10 protein-coding genes are annotated in these 15,832 nt (G+C 60.9%); 5 read left to right on the forward strand and 5 right to left on the reverse strand.

The features are described 5' to 3' along the window. Positions 1–160: 160 nt before the first annotated feature. The gene (locus V9K67_RS04165; protein WP_336720306.1) at positions 161–1,033 is read left to right on the forward strand and encodes an AraC family transcriptional regulator; all 873 of its coding nucleotides are present in this window, start codon (positions 161–163) and stop codon (positions 1,031–1,033) included. A gap of 109 nt (positions 1,034–1,142) precedes the next feature. Then, complete coding sequence (locus V9K67_RS04170; protein WP_336720307.1) at positions 1,143–4,097, forward strand: M12 family metallo-peptidase; 2,955 nt, start codon at positions 1,143–1,145, stop codon at positions 4,095–4,097. Between the two features lie 94 nt (positions 4,098–4,191). Here the strand turns inward: V9K67_RS04170 and V9K67_RS04175 are convergent, their stop codons facing one another. Beyond that, positions 4,192–5,793: a sodium:solute symporter family protein gene (locus tag V9K67_RS04175; RefSeq protein ID WP_336720308.1), complete on the reverse strand. Its 1,602-nt coding sequence runs from the start codon at positions 5,791–5,793 to the stop codon at positions 4,192–4,194. A gap of 149 nt (positions 5,794–5,942) precedes the next feature. Then, entirely contained in the window at positions 5,943–6,923 is a 981-nt protein-coding gene (locus V9K67_RS04180; RefSeq protein WP_336720310.1) for a dihydrodipicolinate synthase family protein, read from the reverse strand. A 419-nt stretch (positions 6,924–7,342) separates the two neighbouring features. On the opposite strand from V9K67_RS04180, the gene V9K67_RS04185 reads away from it, so the two are divergent. The 3 genes from V9K67_RS04185 to V9K67_RS04195 all read left to right on the forward strand — a co-directional run bounded on the left by V9K67_RS04185 (position 7,343) and on the right by V9K67_RS04195 (position 10,347). Next, positions 7,343–8,851 (forward strand): hypothetical protein, encoded by a 1,509-nt coding sequence (locus V9K67_RS04185; RefSeq protein ID WP_336720312.1) that lies wholly within the window; start codon positions 7,343–7,345, stop codon positions 8,849–8,851. A 225-nt stretch (positions 8,852–9,076) separates the two neighbouring features. After that, complete coding sequence (locus V9K67_RS04190) at positions 9,077–9,562, forward strand: YbhB/YbcL family Raf kinase inhibitor-like protein (RefSeq protein ID WP_336720313.1); 486 nt, start codon at positions 9,077–9,079, stop codon at positions 9,560–9,562. Positions 9,563–9,681: 119 nt separating this feature from the next. Next, positions 9,682–10,347 carry a phosphoribosyltransferase gene (locus V9K67_RS04195; protein WP_336720314.1) on the forward strand — a complete coding sequence of 222 codons (666 nt, stop codon included), beginning with the start codon at positions 9,682–9,684 and terminating at the stop codon, positions 10,345–10,347. A gap of 8 nt (positions 10,348–10,355) precedes the next feature. Here the strand turns inward: V9K67_RS04195 and V9K67_RS04200 are convergent, their stop codons facing one another. The 3 genes from V9K67_RS04200 to V9K67_RS04210 form a co-directional block, all read right to left on the reverse strand. Then, the gene (locus tag V9K67_RS04200; protein WP_336720316.1) at positions 10,356–11,822 is read right to left on the reverse strand and encodes a glycoside hydrolase family 28 protein; all 1,467 of its coding nucleotides are present in this window, start codon (positions 11,820–11,822) and stop codon (positions 10,356–10,358) included. 15 nt (positions 11,823–11,837) lie between these two features. Beyond that, positions 11,838–14,666: a glycosyl hydrolase gene (locus V9K67_RS04205; protein WP_336720318.1), complete on the reverse strand. Its 2,829-nt coding sequence runs from the start codon at positions 14,664–14,666 to the stop codon at positions 11,838–11,840. A gap of 110 nt (positions 14,667–14,776) precedes the next feature. After that, positions 14,777–15,715, reverse strand: coding sequence for an ROK family protein (locus V9K67_RS04210; protein WP_336720320.1), 939 nt, complete (start codon positions 15,713–15,715; stop codon positions 14,777–14,779). Between the last annotated feature and the right edge of the window lie 117 nt (positions 15,716–15,832).

Consider the following 15,832-nt stretch of genomic DNA (forward strand, 5'->3'; position numbering starts at 1 on the left):
GAAACCGGAAGAGGCGTCCGGATACTGCAAATTTCGAGGCCCTTCGCCCCCGTTTTTCGCGGATGTTACCCAAATAGTGTAGCATCTTAGCCGAATAATCCATCAAGACGGCCCAAAGGCGGGAAGATTTTATAGTATTTTCGGCGCACCTGCTTCCGATATGAAACCGCATTTCCATAAAGTCCCCACGCAGCTGCAAAGCTCCTTCAGCGTCCGGCACGATATCCTGCCGAACTTCGACCCCGTCTGGCACTACCATCCCGAGCTGGAGCTGCATTACGTGATCCGAGGCGAGGGCGTCCGCTTTATCGGCGACAACGTGAGCAACTTTTCCGAGGGCGAAATTCTATTGCTGGGCGAAAACCTGCCCCATACCTGGCGCTGCGAAGAGCCCTATTATGAAGCAGAAACCGGCCTGGAGGTGGAAGTGATCGTGATCCACTTTCTGCCGCACTGCCTGGGCCGCGACCTGCTGCTGCTGCCTGAAGCCTTCCTGATCCGCAATCTTTTGGAAAAGGCCAAAAAAGGCATGGAGATCCGGGGGGAGGCCCGCGACCGGGTGGCCGCCCTGATGCGGCAGGCGGTGGGCGCCACCAACCTCGACCGGCTGATCCTCCTGCTGTCGCTATTGAAGATTTTAGCCGAAACGGAGGAGTTCGAACCCATCACCTCGGCCCACGCCTTTTACAAATCCAATGCGCAGGAAACCGCCCGCCTCAACGAGGTCTGCTCCTATACCCTCTCGAATTACAAAAAGGAAATTACGCTGGAGGAAATCGCCGCCGTTTCCAACTTAAGCGTCACCTCGTTCTGCCGCTATTTCAAGCTGATGACCAAAAAGACCTATTTCGACTTCCTCATCGAGATCCGCATCAGCCATGCCTGCCGCATGGTGATCGAGGACAAGCTGCCCATCGGCATGATCTGCGCCGAGTGCGGCTTCAACAATATTTCCAATTTCTACCGCCATTTTAAAAAGGTCACGGGCACCACCCCCTTCGAATTCAAACGGAAGTATATCGGGGTAAGCTGAGGACCTTCCCTTTACCGGAATTGGGCCTTTCAGCTTTTTTCCAAACCTTTGCTGATCAACGTAACTAATAAAATTAACTGCTGCACCTGTTGCATGCTGCCTTTTGTTTATGAGACACTTGTTGCTTTTTTTATTCCTGTACCTGTGTGCCGGCACCCGGTTGGATGCACAGTCCTCCTTCCCGGGGCTGTTTACCCGAAAAACCACCCTGCAACACGACTACCATACCATCTCTAGAAAATACGAAGCGCTGGAATTGCATCTTCCCGAGGCGCAGCGGCTGAAGGCCCAGGCCCCGGCCAGCCTGGAACTGGCGCTTCCCTTCGAACAGGGCACCCTGGAGCTGGACCTGGAAAAAACCACCATCACCTCCCCCGACTTTTCCCTCGTGGAGGCACTGGCCGACGGCCAGACCCGGAAGGTAGCCTTTACCCTGCCGGTTTTTTACCGGGGCACCCTTAAAGGAAAACAGGGCTCCTTTGCCTGCCTGAGCGTCCTGGACGGCCAGGTGATGGCCCTTATCAGCGACGAACGGGGCAACATCATCCTGGGCGCCGCCGGGGACCCGGCCGCCGCCGAATATGCCCTCTACCGCGAAAGCGACCTGCTGGTGCCCAACCCCCTGAAATGCTTTACCGACGAAGGGCCGACGGCCCACGCCAGTCCTTCCGCCCGCATAGCGGCGGAAGCCGCCCCGGCCGCCACCGGCTCCGCCGACATCTATTTTGAATGCGACTATGACTTTTTCCTGAAAAGAGGCAGCAGCAGCGTCAATGTCCTATCCTTCGCGCTGGGATTTTTCAACAACGTAGCCTTGCTGTATGCCAACGAAAGCGTCAACGTGCAGGTGTCGCAGATAAAGGTTTGGACGGTGGCCGATCCCTATAGAAGTTACGGAAACACGGCAGACATTTTAAATGCCTTTGCCGACCAGATGGCGACCACATCCTACACCGGCGACTATGCCCATTTCCTTTCCACCCGCTCCATCGGCGGAGGCAGGGCCTATGTGCTGGACAACCCCTGTAACACGGCCCAGCGGTATAAAACCGCGGTCAGCGGCATCCTTCCTTCCTACAGTAATTTCCCGCTTTACTCCTGGACCGTTAACGTAGTGGCCCATGAAATGGGGCATAATTTCGGTTCCCAGCATACCCAATGGTGCGGCTGGGTGGGCGGGCCCCTGGATAATTGCGTGGCGGCAGAAGGCAGCTGCGCCCCGGGCCCGGCCGCCACAGGGGGCGGCACCATCATGAGCTACTGCCACCTCACGTCGGCGGGCGTCAATTTCAGCAAGGGTTTCGGCCCGCAGCCCGGGGCCAGGATCCGGAGCGTGGTGGCCGGCGCTGCCTGCTTCAGCTGCAACCTTACCGCCAGCGTTGCAGTGGTCAATGCCACCTGCGGCGTCAGCAATGGCTCCGCCGCCCTTACCCCTACGGGCGGGGCCGGAACGTATACGTATTCGTGGAGCAACGGGCAAACCGGCGCCACGCTGGTGGGGGTTTTGCCCGGCTCCTACATTGTGCAGATACAGGATGGCGCCGGCTGCAGCCTGGTGCGCCAGGTAGATATCGGCGGCGGGGGCACGTCCCTGAACGTCGCCCTGACCCCTTCCGGCCCCACCACCCTCTGCGCCGGCGGCAGCGTCGTCCTGAATAGCGGCCTCAGTGCCCCTTATACCTTCCAGTGGTTTAAGGATAACGCTCCCATCAACGGTGCCAATAGTGCTGCCTATACGGCTACCGCCGCGGGCAATTATTCGGTAAAAGCTACCTTGAATACCTGCAGCGGCACGTCGGCCGGTGTTACGGTGAGCATCGCCCCCACCCCGGAAGCATCGGTAACGGCGGCAGGGCCCACCGCCTTCTGCGCCGGCGGCAGCGTAGTATTGAATGCCGCCCAGGGAACCGGCTACCAATACCAATGGTATCAAAATGGCACCGCCATTGGCGGGGCTGCCGCAGCTTCGTATGCCGCTGCCGCTTCGGGTACCTACCGGGTGGTGGTCACTTCGGGTCCCTGCCAGGCGGTTTCCAACGACGTTGCCGTCAGCGTCACCACCGTGCCCAACGGGGTGACCGCCAGCGGCCCGCTGGCCTTTTGCCCCGGTGGTACCACTACCCTGACAGCCCCCACCAACACGGCCTATACGTACCAGTGGTTCAAGGACAATGCGGCGATCCCCGACGCCCGGGCGGTCGATTACCCGGTGACGGCCGGCGGCTCCTTCCAGGTAAGGGTGACTTGGGGCAATTGTTCCAGCACCTCTTCCGCCGTCAACATCACCGTTTGGCCCCGGCCGGCGCTGACCGTCAGTCCGTCTGCGCCTACCATCACCAAGTACACCACCCAGGCGCTGACCGTGAACGGGGCCGACAGCGTCAACTGGAGCGTGCAGCCGGCCGTCGTAAGCAGCCGTGGCAACAGCGCCACCCTCCGCCCGCTGACCACCACCGCCTACCTGCTGGAAGGCACCGACCAAAACGGCTGCAAAAACACCGCCTCCGCCCTGGTAAAGGTGATCGGCTGCGGCGAAGTGACCGGGCTCACCACCACCGCTTTCAGTCCTTCCCGGGTGCTGGTGCAGTGGACCAACCCCCTGGATGCCACCGGCGATACGCTGCAGTACCGCCCGGCGGGCGCTACCGAATGGACGGAGGTCTTTGTCACCGGGCAGCAGTACCAGCTGACCGGCCTGCAGCCGGGCGCCCGGTACGAATACCGCGTCGTGCCGCTGTGCACCACCACCCAGGACTTCCTGCCTTCGGCTCTGGAAACCCTCCGGACGCCGGCCTTAAGCGGGTCCGCCTACATCCAGCTGTTCCCCAACCCGGCGCATGCCCACACCCTGCTGGAAGTGGTTTCCCCCGAAACCTTTACCCTGGGCGTTTCGGTTTGCAATCCCCTGGGACAGCAGGTGCTGCCCCCGATCGCCGAAAAACGCCCGGCCGGCCACGCCCTGGTCCCGCTCGATGTTTCGCGGTTGCCCAGCGGGATCTACCTGGTACGCATCCAGGTGAACGGCCGCCGGGAAACGCTGAAGCTGCAGGTGTATCACCCCTAAGGGGCCATCGATCACACCCACAAAAGAAAACCCGCTGCCGGTAACGATTTCCGTTACCGGCAGCGGGCTTCTTTCTATAACCCCGTTTGGGGAATTATTCTACAACGGTCGGCGCGGCATGTGCCTTCACCACCCGTTCTTCCTGTCCCTTTCTTTTGTTTTTGGTCAGCAGCACACCGGCCAGGAAGATGCTCAGGGTGCCGATCACGATGATCATGTTCTTATGGAAGGGGCTCCGCAGGAACGCATAGTCTTCGGGAAAGAACCGGGAAAACGTCATCCACAGAATCACCAGGATGCCGATGATGGTGGCGGTCAGCGCCTCGTGGTTGCGGGTACGGCGGCTGATCATGCCCAGCAGGAACAGTCCCAGCATGCCGCCGGCAAAAATGCCCGACAGCTCCCACCAGATGTCCAGCACGCTCTTTACGCCAATCATGGCAATGCCGGTGGCAATGGCCAGCAAACCGAACACCACGGTGGACACATGCAGCACATACAGGTTCTGTTTATCCGTCAGGTCGGGGCGGAAATAGCGCTGGTAGATGTCGGCGGAAAAGACGGTGGCCGAGGAGTTCATACCCGAGGAGATGGTGCTCATGGCCGCCGACAGGATAGCCGATACGATCAGGCCCACCAGCCCGGTCGGGATCTTCGTCACCATAAAGTGGGGCATCACCTTGTCGCCGTAGTCGGCGGGAGCCAGGGCGGCCGCACCGGCAGCGATCTGCGCGGCCGAAGCGCCGGCGCCCAGCTTCTCGCCCGCCACCTGCTGCTTCACCGCCAGGATCAGCTCGGGGTGGATCTGGTAGTAAGCGTACAGGCAGGAGCCGATGATGAAGAACAGCAGCGAGGCCGGCACGTACATGGCCACGCACAGCCAGACCGACCGGGCGGCCTGCCGGGCCGAGGTGGCGGTATGGTAGCGCTGCACGTAGTTCTGGTCCATGCCGAAATTATTCAGGTTGATGAAAAAGCCGTAGAACAGCACCACCCAAAACGTGGATTCGGCAAAGTTGGGCGAAAGCGAGCCGAGGCTGAACTTCCCTTCGCTGCTGCCGATGTCGATGATTTTGGAAATGCCGCCCGGCGTATCCACCACGATCAGGTACAGGATCAGCAGGGCGCCCAGGGTTTTGATGATGCCCTGCACCACCTCCGTCCAGATGACGGCCTCCATGCCGCCCAGCACGGTGTACAGGATAATACAAATGCCCGTGACCACCATGATGGCCGCCATGGGAAAACCCGTCAGCGCCTGCAGGCTGAGGGCAATGCCGAAAAAGACCGATCCCATGCGGGCCAGCTGCGTCAGCAGGAAGCAGACCACGGCATAGGTGCGGGCCCAGGGACCGAAGCGGTGCTCGAGATGGGTATAGGCGGAGATCTCGCCGGAGCTGCGGTAAAAAGGCACAAAATACTTGGAGGCCGCCCAGGCCGCAAAAGGCATGGACAGGCTGAAGACAAAGGAGTTCCAGTTGCTGCCGAAGGCTTTGCCGGGAACCCCCAAAAAGGTATTGGAGCTTAAAAAGGTGGCATAGATGGAAAGGCCGATGGCCCAGCCGGGAATGGCGCCGGAGGCCTTGGTGAACTGGTCGGCATTCTTGTTTTTCCGGGAGAACATCACCCCGATCAGCACCATGGCGATGAGGTACAGGAAAATAATGGCGAGGTCGAGGAAGGGCAAATTTTTCATTGGCGAAGCCCCCTGCCCCCGGCGGGGGATGGAGGTACAGGTTTAGGTAAAGAACAGGCAGCTTACCGGGAAATAACCTGCCTGCTCTTTGGTGATACAATCGTATAGTCGCTAACGTTCCATTGGCTTTGTGCAGATTCGGGCCGGGCTTAAATCGCCGGGTCGAGGGGCACGGCCGGCTTCAGCACTTCTTCGATATCCACGGGCGTAATTTGCAGGCGTTCGCACCAGCCCAGGAAGCTTTCGTGGATCTCGTCGAGGGTTTGCTTTTGCTGCGGCGTCAGCTCCAGCACGTGGGTGCGGCTGATGGTGCGTACCGGCAGGCCGCGCTTGCGCAAAAAGTACTTGGCGCTCATGGGATAGGCCTGGTGGATCAGGGGGTCTACCCGGGAGAGTTCGGCCTGCAGCCACTTTACGTCCTCCTGGCGGTCGGGGTTATTGGCGTTGTCGCACATCCATACCAGCACCTCGGGGTAGAAGTTGCCGGAAATGGACGACATGCCCCGGGCGCCCATCTGCAGCGAGTACATCGCGTTGGGGGTGTGCGCATCGTAAAACTCCAGGGTTTTGTTGTCGCGTACCAGGTCCAGCTTGGCCTTTACGCTGTCCAGGGCTATGGAGGTATCCTTGTGGTACACCAGGCGGCCGGTATCCACCAGGGTTTTCAGGATTTCCGCGGAAATAATGCGCTTGTAGGGAGCGGGACACTCGTACAGGCCCAGCGGAATGTCGCCGGTCAGGCGGAGCATTTTTTCGAAATTGCGCAGCAGCACGTCGTCGCCGTCCTCGATGTTGGCATAGTGCCCGGTGATCAGGATCACGGCATCCACGCCCGTCTCATAGATCTTCCTGGTAAATTCCGCCTTGTCCTCGATGGTCAGGCCGAAGGAACCGGTCGCCACAACGGGTACGCGGCCTTTTACATACTGCACGATATGGCGGGTCAGCTCCAGGCGCTCGTCTTCGCTGATGCTGTACATCTCACTGCTCAGGCAGTTGGCGAAAAAGCCTTTCACGCCGGCAGCCAGGTAAAAATCCACCAGGTTCGATACCACTTCCAGGTCCACCTTCGCCTTCAGGTTGAAGGGGGTGATCATTACCGGGACAAACTTTTTTTCATTTGCGTCCATACAATCGTTTTTTATTTGCTTAGAGTTCGTTTACAGAATCGGTTGAAAATAAGCGAAAAATATGCTACACAAGCGCCCAAAAGCCGGAAGGCCTTTTTGGGACGCCGGAAGCCGGCCCCTCCGCCCCATAAGGGCGGCAAACATATATAACCGCCTAATTTTAAAGCCGGTAGGCCGCCACCGGGCCTGATATGCTTTTGTAAAGAAAGAAAAAAACCGGCACCTCGCAGTGTAGGCTTTTGCCCTTCCTTTATACGATCTTATCATGATCATCCTCCCTTATACGACCGCTGTCCTCCCCCGGCGGCGCCCGCCCTCCCGGGCAGAGGAAAATGCATTTTTAAATAATAAAAAATCCCTCTATTTTACCTGTACAATCCTGTACAACAAGTACCTCAAAACCCGCAATTCCATAAATTATGTCCCTCACCACTTCCGCAACCGAAAAAAAAGCACCCACTGTCGTGGGCATCCGGCGCCAGTCGCCCGCCACGGAAACCACCAATGCCTCCTCGGTCACCTTCCGCGTTACCTTTTCGGAAAAGGTATCGGGCGTGGACGCCTCCGACTTTATCGCCCTCGCCCTCAGCGGCAACGTCCGGGGCACGCTGGCCGACCTGGCCCTTGAAACCCTGGGGGTCAAAGGCAGCAGCGCCGTTGTTCCCGTGGGCGACGACCGTACCACCTACGATGTGTCCGTGCGGGCCCTGTCGGGCAGCGGCACCCTGCGCCTCGACCTGAAGGCGGACAGCCGCATCCGCGATTCCGACGGCAATATCGTCAGTGGCGGCTACGCGGCCGGCGAAACCTATACCATCAAACCCTCGGGCGGCGGCTTTGCCGCTTTTTCCGACATCGCCCCCCTGCCCATCGCCAGCCATACGGGCCAGAAGCCCCAGGCCAAGCTGTGGACGCATGCCGGCGCCTGGTGGACGGTGCTCTCCACGGGGGACGGCACCAACATCTTCCGGCTCGACGGGGCCCAGTGGACCCCCGTGCTGCAGGTAGCCACCTCCACCAATGCCAAGGCCGACTGCCGGGTGGCGGGCGAAGTGGTGCACCTCCTGCTGTACCGCGGCGGCGGCAAAAATTCCTACCTGGTGTCGGTGGAATACGACGCCAACGCCCAGAACTATAAACCCTGGAGCCAGCGGCCCGGCCGCTCCACCATCGTGTTCCACGACGATTCCGAAACGGCCACGCTGGTGCTGGAGGAAGGCGGCCGCCTGTGGGTGGCCTCCGACGGCAACGATGAAATGGAGCTGCGCTGGAGCGATGCGCCCTATACCGACTTCAGCTCGCCCATTACCGTAGCGGCAGGCATGATGGACGACGACATCTGCGCCCTTGCGGCCCTGCCCGGGAAGATCGGGTTGCTGTGGTCGGACCAGAACACCAAACGCTTCGGCTTCCGCACCCATGCCAACGGCGACGATCCAAGGGACTGGTCGCCCGATGAAGCGCCGGGCGCCGCCACCGCCCAGGACGTAGGCAAAGGATTCGGCGACGACCACCTGAACATTATGACCGCCAGCGACGGCACCCTGTATTGTGCGGTAAAAACCAGTTATGACAAATCGAGGATGATCAAGCTATGCCTGCTGGTGCGCCGCCCCGACGGCAGCTGGGACGACCCCTACCCCGTTACCACGGCCGAAGGCACCCGTCCCTTTGTGTTGCTGAACGAGGCCGCGGGCAAGCTGCGGGTGGTGTACAGCTCGCTGGAAAACGGCGGGGATATCCTGTACCGTGAGTCCTCCCTGGCGCCGGTCTCCTTCGGCCCGCCCTTTACCCTGATCAGCGGCAACAGCCTGTACAACTATGCCACCGGCACCCACCAGGTGTGCAACGGCGACGTGGTGGTGCTGGCCACCAATGTGGAATCCGATCCCCTGCTGGCCGTGGCCGTACGCGCCACGGACAGCTAAGCCCGCCGGAAATAGCAACCCGGATGAATTTCGGATGTCGGATTCCGGATTTCGGACCCCTTGATAGCGGTAAGACGCCGAGTTCTTTCAAGGGTTCCGAAATCCGGAATCCGACATCCGAAATTTTTTTGCCCCTGCGGCCCGTTAACAGATAGATAACTTTAAACCCATCCTCAATATCTGGCACCCTGCTGGCTACCATTTTATTACAAAACACTGTCAATTATGGCTCAACATCTGAAAGATTACCAACCGGCCCGGGGCGTGGACCAACTGACCCTGAAGGTCAGCAGCACGGCCTTTACGTCGATCGGTATCATTCCTTCAAAATATACCTGCGACGGGGCGAACATCAATCCTCCGCTGGATATTGAAGGCATACCCGACGACACCGCCTCCCTGGCCCTGATCGTGGACGACCCCGATGCGCCTTCGGGCACCTTTACCCACTGGCTGCTGTGGAACATCCCGCTGATCCACCACCTGCCGGAAGACCAAGCTCCCGGCATCCAGGGCACCAACGGTTTTCGCCAACAGGGCTACGGAGGTCCCTGCCCCCCCTCCGGAACGCACCATTATCACTTTAAGGTGTATGCGCTCGACGCCCCGATCGACCTGGCGCCCGGCGCCTCCCGCGAAGAACTGGAACAGGCCATGGCCGGCCATATTATCGGCTACGGCGAACTGTTAGGTCTGTACAAACGGCAGTAGTGTGGTTCATTAGCTAATTGGTTAATTGGTTAATTAGGGATTGGAGCTGCATTATAAGAGGGTTCATCCTTTCCTAATACCCCAATTAACCAATTAACCAATCCCCTAAACCTAAAGTTATGTTTGCCAACCGAAAAGAGGCGGCTATAAGGCTGGCCCGGGCGCTGGAAGCCTACCGCGGCAGCAATGTGCTGGTGCTGGGCATTCCCCGGGGCGGGGCGGAAACAGGCTATTACGTGGCCGATTACCTGGAAGGGGAATTTTCGCTGATGGTCTGCCGCAAACTGGGGCACCCTGCCAACCCCGAATACGCCATGGGCGCCATTGCCGAGGACGGATCCCTGTACCTGAACCCCGACGCCCTCCGGGGGCTGTCGCCCGGCAGCATCGAAGAAGTGAAAACCCGCGAACAAAAAGAACTGCAACGCCGCATCCGGGCGCTGCGTGGGGGCACCCCCCTTCCTCCCTTACACGGCCGCACCGTTATCCTCGTGGACGACGGCATCGCTACCGGCGCCACCCTTTTTGCCGCCATCCGCATGTGCCGCAACGGCAAGGCCGCCCGGGTGGTGGTGGCGGCGCCGGTGGCCGGGGCCGAGCAGGAAGCCGACCTGGCCCGCCAGGCCGATGAAGTGGTGATCCTGGAGCTCCCCGAGCTGTATTATGCCGTTTCCCAGGCTTACGGCTCCTTTCCCGAAATGCAGGACGAAGAGACGGTTGACTTTTTGAACAGGTGGCGGAACAATCACGCCGAATATCGCCGGCAACGCAAAGAGGGGCAATAAATTCCCGGCTACCGGAAAAGCACACCCGAAGAACGCTGCTGGTAGAGTTCTTTTTTCTTCCCCGGCTGCTGCACCGCCGTACCCGTGAACTGCACCCCCTGCACCTCCTCCACCACCACCGCCGGCCGGTAATCTTTCTTTTCGCAATCCAGGGAGAGCTTTACGCACCGCACCTCCCGGGCATGCCGCATATAGACCGCCCATGCCGGCAGCTCGCGGAACATGGAGAATTCGGGGTAGGCCGCCGCCCGTTCCACCACGCTGTCCCTGGTGCCGGGCGCCGCCCGGGCAAAGAAGGGATCGCCCCCGCCGGGATGTTGGATATCGATCTGTTCCAGGACGATGTCGCGGATGGGCGCACCCGGCAGTCCCGCCAGGATCACCGCCGGGGAAATATTCCGGGGCATGTCTTCAACCGGCCCTTCGTATTCGTACCCGGCATCGGGCTTGCCGGCCGCTATCTCCGCCTGTACATGGCGCACCCGTATGCGTTCCAGCCTTCCTTTTCTGCCACTTACCCTTTCGCCTATGCGCAAAAACAGCAGGTTGCCGGTGTTCACCACCTGCAGGCTGTCGGCCGTTACGTCCTCGATAAAGCCCCCGTCCACCGCTTCCAGGGCCAGGGCCGACCGGTAGGTATCGTACACCCGGATGTTACGAATGCGGATGCTTTGGAAACCGCCCAGCGAGGCGGTGCCCAATTTGATGGCGTTGGCGCTGGAGCGGAGGGTGCAGTCGCGGATGAGGATGTTGCGGCAAAGGCGCGCGGGGTCGTGCGACTTCAGGCAGATACCGTCGTCGGCGCTGTTGATATAGGCATGGGTCACCGCCACCGAATCGCAGTCCACCAGGTCGATGCCGTCGTTGTTCCAAAAGGCCCGGCTGTCGACGGTGATGCTGTCCACCCTCAGGTTGCGGCACTGGTCGTAGGTCTGCACCCAGGCGGCGGCGTTCCGCAGGGTCACGCCCCGCACCAGCGCCCGGCGGCAGGAGCGGAAGTACACCAGCATGGGCCGGATCTCCACCTCGGGCCGGTCGTTGCGAAACAGGTCCTTCACCAGGCCTTTGTGTACCAGGGCCACCGTCTGGCGCGCCACTTCCCGCCCCTGCCCGTCGATCACGCCCTTGCCGGTGATGGCGATGTTTTCCTGGTCGTGGGCCAGCACCAGGGCCGTATAGCCTTTGCGGTCGTAATCGAAGGGATTGGTCGCCCCCAGCAGCACCGCCCCTTCCAGCAGGTGCAGGGTAACGTTGCTTTTCAGGTGCAGCGAGCCGGTGAGGAAGCGGCCCACATCAAACACCAGCCGGCCACCGCCCTGCCCGTGGATGTAGTCGATGGCGAATTGAATAGAGCGGGTATTCAGGGTGCGCCCGTCGGAATGAATGCCGAACAGGGAGGCCGGGTAATCCTTTGCGCGGGCGCCAAAGGAGGCCTGGCAAAACAGGAAGAGGAACACAAGGCGGAGTAGCGGCACAGGAAAGATTTTAGGTTAATAAATCGTTACCGGTCCTACCAGCCCCTGCGACTGAAGGGGCTGCACCGCGCGGCCCTCGTTGGTCCAGAACCGGGCCACCGGGTCGCCGGTGAGGCTTTTGAGGTAATTGCCCAGGGTGGTCACGATCTTTATTTCCAAAAAATTCTGCCCGGGCCGCAGCATTTTTTTCACGTCGAAGATCCGGTGGCCGTACCACTTCGTTCCGGCCGGCTGCCCGTTGACCCACACTTCCGAAACCCCGAACACCCGGCCCAGGTTCAGCCATTCTTGCCGGCCCTCCGCCGGCAGCTCGAAGGAGGCCCGGTAGGTAACCGTCCCGGCAAACCGGGTCCACTCCTCCACTTCTTTGAGGTCTTTCAGTTCGGCAAACGCCCCGCTGATTACCGTACCATTCGTATGCCGCCCCGTTACCGACCAGGGTAGCAATGGCTGGATCGCCTGCGCCCCCCCTTTGGGTACGGGCCGGTAGAGCGGTCCTCTTCTTTCCTTATCAAAAACCAGCAGCTTCAGCTCGGCCGGTCCCAGGTCCAGGGTAAAGGAAGAAGCGTCGGGCGGCAGGCGTCCCCGGGTACCCGTCTCGGGGTCCCATAGCCAGGCCTGCTTTCCCGCGATCATTTCGGGCTCGGGGGTGATTACCAGGTGGCGGCCCTCCCGGGTAGATGAATTCATAAAAAGCAGCAACTCCGTGGCGCCCACCCGGTAGCGGGCCTGGGACACAAAGGGGTCGGGCGCGTCGAGGCGCACATAGGGTGCCAGGCCGTGCTGCTCCTGCACGCCTTTGTACCAGGCGGTCACGTCTTTGCCCGGCGGCGGCAGCAACAGGCAGCGGCGGGGAATGGCCTGCATCCGGGCCACGGCCTCCACTACCTCCCCGTCGCGCTGCAGGTGGTTGCTCCAGCCGGGCGCCTTGTCGGGAAAAGCCCCGATGCAGCACACCCGCCCCCCGGCGGCCACCAACTCCGCCAGCCGGGCGGCGGCGGCAGGCTCCAGGCTTTCCACCTGCAGCAGGAAGACCGTATGGTAGCGGCGGGGACCGTATCGCAAATAACCGTCACGGATAACCGACTGAGCGATCACGCCTTCCGAGATAAAGTCGCAGGCGCTGCCGTTGCGGTGGATCGCCTCCCACACCAGGGTTTGCCAGGGCGGGTCCATCAGGCCGGGAAAGGGGTCGTTCTGGGCGCCGTAGCGGCTCCACAGGTCGGCCGTGGCGGGCAGCACCGCCATGTCGGCAAAGGGCTCCGCCTGCTGCAGCACGGCCGAGAGGCGGGACCGGTAAGCGGTAAACAAAGGGAAATAGGGCCACCACGGATTGCGCTCGCTCAGGTAGGTGCCGTAGAGCACCCAGCCGGGAAAAGGCGCCTGGGGCGGCGCATAGTTGAAGCCGTGAAAAACCGGGTGGTTGGTGCCGGAAAGAATGCCCTGGTCGCCGGCGACCTTCATCAGCTCCAGGGTTTCGTTAAAGACCGAATGGATGTTCGTCAGCTCTTCGCTGCTGACCCGCTTTTTGCCCTCCAGCCGGGCGGCGGAAGACACCAACTTGTTGACCATGGTGTAGGCCCGCCCCTGGCGGTAGTCGTCTTCGCTCATCTCCGCCCCCAGGCCGGGCCGGATCCAGGTTTCGCCTTCGGGAATGTCGGGCGCCAGGCTGCCCTCCAGCGGGAAATATCCCCGGCCGTAGGCCTGCATGCGCGCCAGCAGCCCGTTTTGGCGGCACCAGCGGACAAACGGAAGCAGGAAGCGCTCGTGGATCAGCTCCGCCTTCGTCCGCTCGAAATCATAGCGCATGCGGCGGATCCTTTCCCCAAAAGCCGGACCGAACTCCGCCCCATGGTCGTACACCCAGGTATTGCCCATGGCCGTGATGCGAAACAGGATAAAGGGCAGCCAGGGCTCGAGGTCGTAGCCCCGGCGGCGGCGGAATTCGGCGGCCAGGTCGGCGCACCAGTTGGCGCCCTCCAGCTCGAGGCTGTCGGTAAACAAGGAACGAAAATGTTGGGACAGGGGCCCGAGCCGGGCGGTCAGGGTCCCGGACATGCGGTCGAGGTATTTGCGCACGGCCGCTTCGTTGTAGTGATCCAGCACGGGACCGGCGGCGCCGGGGGCGCCCTGGATCACTTCCATAAATCCCTGTACCCGCACCAGGGCATACAGCACATATTTTCCTTCGGGAATGCGGCATTTTATAGTGCCGGACGGCACCTGGGCCGACAGGTCGGTCGCCTCTTCGAGGCGGTTGATCCAGGCGGGCACCAGCAAAACGGACAGGACGTCCATTTTCCGGCCCGGGAAGGGAGAACTGATGGTGGGGTCCGCTTCCCGGCACAGCTCGTAGACCGACACCTCGTAGTCGAGGGGGCCCTGGAGCTTTTTGGTGCCGACGACCACCCCCTGCGCCCGTTCGTTTTCTGCCAGGAACTCCCCGCCAAAGGGCCAGCCCGAGCCCACGATGAGGTCGCAGGCCAGTCCCAGCTGCCGGGCTTCGGTACAGGCAAACCGCACCAGGTCCATCCAGCCGGGACTCAGCCAGGGAATCGCTTTGATCCCCAGGTCGGGGGTATTTGCAGGGAATTTGACCGGGTTGATCTCCACTCCGCCGATGCCGGCTTGTTGGAGCAGGCGGAGTTCGCGGGCCAGCTCGTCGCATTCCACCCGGTTGCCGTTCCACCACCAGCGGACAAAGGGGCGGTAGGCAGCCGGCGGGTGTTGAAACAGCGCATAGAGCGATGCCTCCGCTGTGGCGGGGGTTGCGGGCACCCGGGTGCGGAAAGCCAGGCCGGCCGCCGCCAGGGAACCCTGCCAGATAAAGGTTCTCCTATCCAAGAGGTTCTATTTACGGAATTGGGATTTCGGATGTCGGATTTCGGAAGCCTTGAAAGGAGAAGGAGTCTTACAGCCAACAAGGGTTCCGACATCCGACATCCGAAATAGCATCATCCTTCCCGGGGCGTATGCCTGGGCTGGCGGCCGGTGCGCAGGCGGTTGAGCTTGATCCAGTAGCTGACCGCACCGATGACCACGGCGCCCTCTCCCAGCATCGCCTTGCGGATCTCCACCCGTTCCAGGTGGCGCTCCAGCAGTTTGCTCAAAAGGGGATAGACGAGGTCGTACAGCCGGATGTTGGTGCCGCCGATGATCACCGCCTGGGGCTTTTCGGCCTGGATAAAGCCCCCCAGGAAGAACGCCAGGTTATTGCTGAACTCCACCAGCATCTGGTGCACCACCTTGTGGTCCTCGCCTTTGTCGAGTAGCTCGTTGACGCTCCTCACCTCTTCACCGCTCAGCTCGTGGTAGCGTCGTAAAAACCAGCGGGAGGACAGGTAGTCCTCGGCTATGCCTTCGGGAAAAAGCGAGGAACCGCGGTTGACATCCTCTGCCAGGCCGTTACGGCTGCGGGCGGAGCCCAGGCCGGCGCCCAGGGCCACGCCGATAACGTCCTTGTAGGAACGGGCGGCCCCATGGATCATTTCCCCGGCCAGGAAGGCTTCGGCATTGTTCCGCAGGCGGATGTTGTCCTTGTCGATCCGGAGCTTTTCCGCCAGGTATTCCTTGATGTTGAGGCCGAAAAGGGAATCGTATTTTTTCATGTGGCGGATCAGCGACACGCCCTCCTGGTAATTGAAGGGTCCGGGCAGCGCCATCCCCAGGCTGTTGAGGGGCACGGGACTTTTCGCGCGCACTTTTTCAATGAGGTCGTACCAGCTTTGCAGAATTTCCGCTGCCGGTCCCTGGGCGTCCACAGGAGCGCTCTCCATGGTTCCGGGCAGGAGGTTCTCGGTTTCCATATCCACTACTGCTGCCGTAATATGCGCGCCCCCGATATTCACCCCCAGGGCATAAGGCTCGTTTGCAGCGTTGTCAGTAGTTTCCATAAACAGGTGTATTAGTTGTGTCCAATTTCATTTCCAGCCGCAAATATCCAAATAAATCCGCCCGGAGCCTGCCCGACTTTTTCAGCGGGCCCTATTTACCGCCGGGCTATTCGCTGC

This window comes from Huijunlia imazamoxiresistens (assembly GCF_037132455.1).
Lineage (GTDB): Bacteria > Bacteroidota > Bacteroidia > Chitinophagales > Chitinophagaceae > Flavisolibacter > Flavisolibacter imazamoxiresistens.

Excerpts from the sequence above, each read along its gene's own strand:
- V9K67_RS04195 (WP_336720314.1), top strand. The coding sequence starts at position 9,682 with ATGTTTGCCAACCGAAAAGAGGCGGCTATAAGGCTGGCCCGGGCGCTG.
- V9K67_RS04165 (WP_336720306.1), top strand. The coding sequence starts at position 161 with ATGAAACCGCATTTCCATAAAGTCCCCACGCAGCTGCAAAGCTCCTTC.
- V9K67_RS04185 (WP_336720312.1), top strand. The coding sequence starts at position 7,343 with ATGTCCCTCACCACTTCCGCAACCGAAAAAAAAGCACCCACTGTCGTG.
- V9K67_RS04210 (WP_336720320.1), bottom strand. The coding sequence starts at position 15,715 with ATGGAAACTACTGACAACGCTGCAAACGAGCCTTATGCCCTGGGGGTG.
- V9K67_RS04175 (WP_336720308.1), bottom strand. The coding sequence starts at position 5,793 with ATGAAAAATTTGCCCTTCCTCGACCTCGCCATTATTTTCCTGTACCTC.
- V9K67_RS04190 (WP_336720313.1), top strand. The coding sequence starts at position 9,077 with ATGGCTCAACATCTGAAAGATTACCAACCGGCCCGGGGCGTGGACCAA.
- V9K67_RS04180 (WP_336720310.1), bottom strand. The coding sequence starts at position 6,923 with ATGGACGCAAATGAAAAAAAGTTTGTCCCGGTAATGATCACCCCCTTC.
- V9K67_RS04170 (WP_336720307.1), top strand. The coding sequence starts at position 1,143 with ATGAGACACTTGTTGCTTTTTTTATTCCTGTACCTGTGTGCCGGCACC.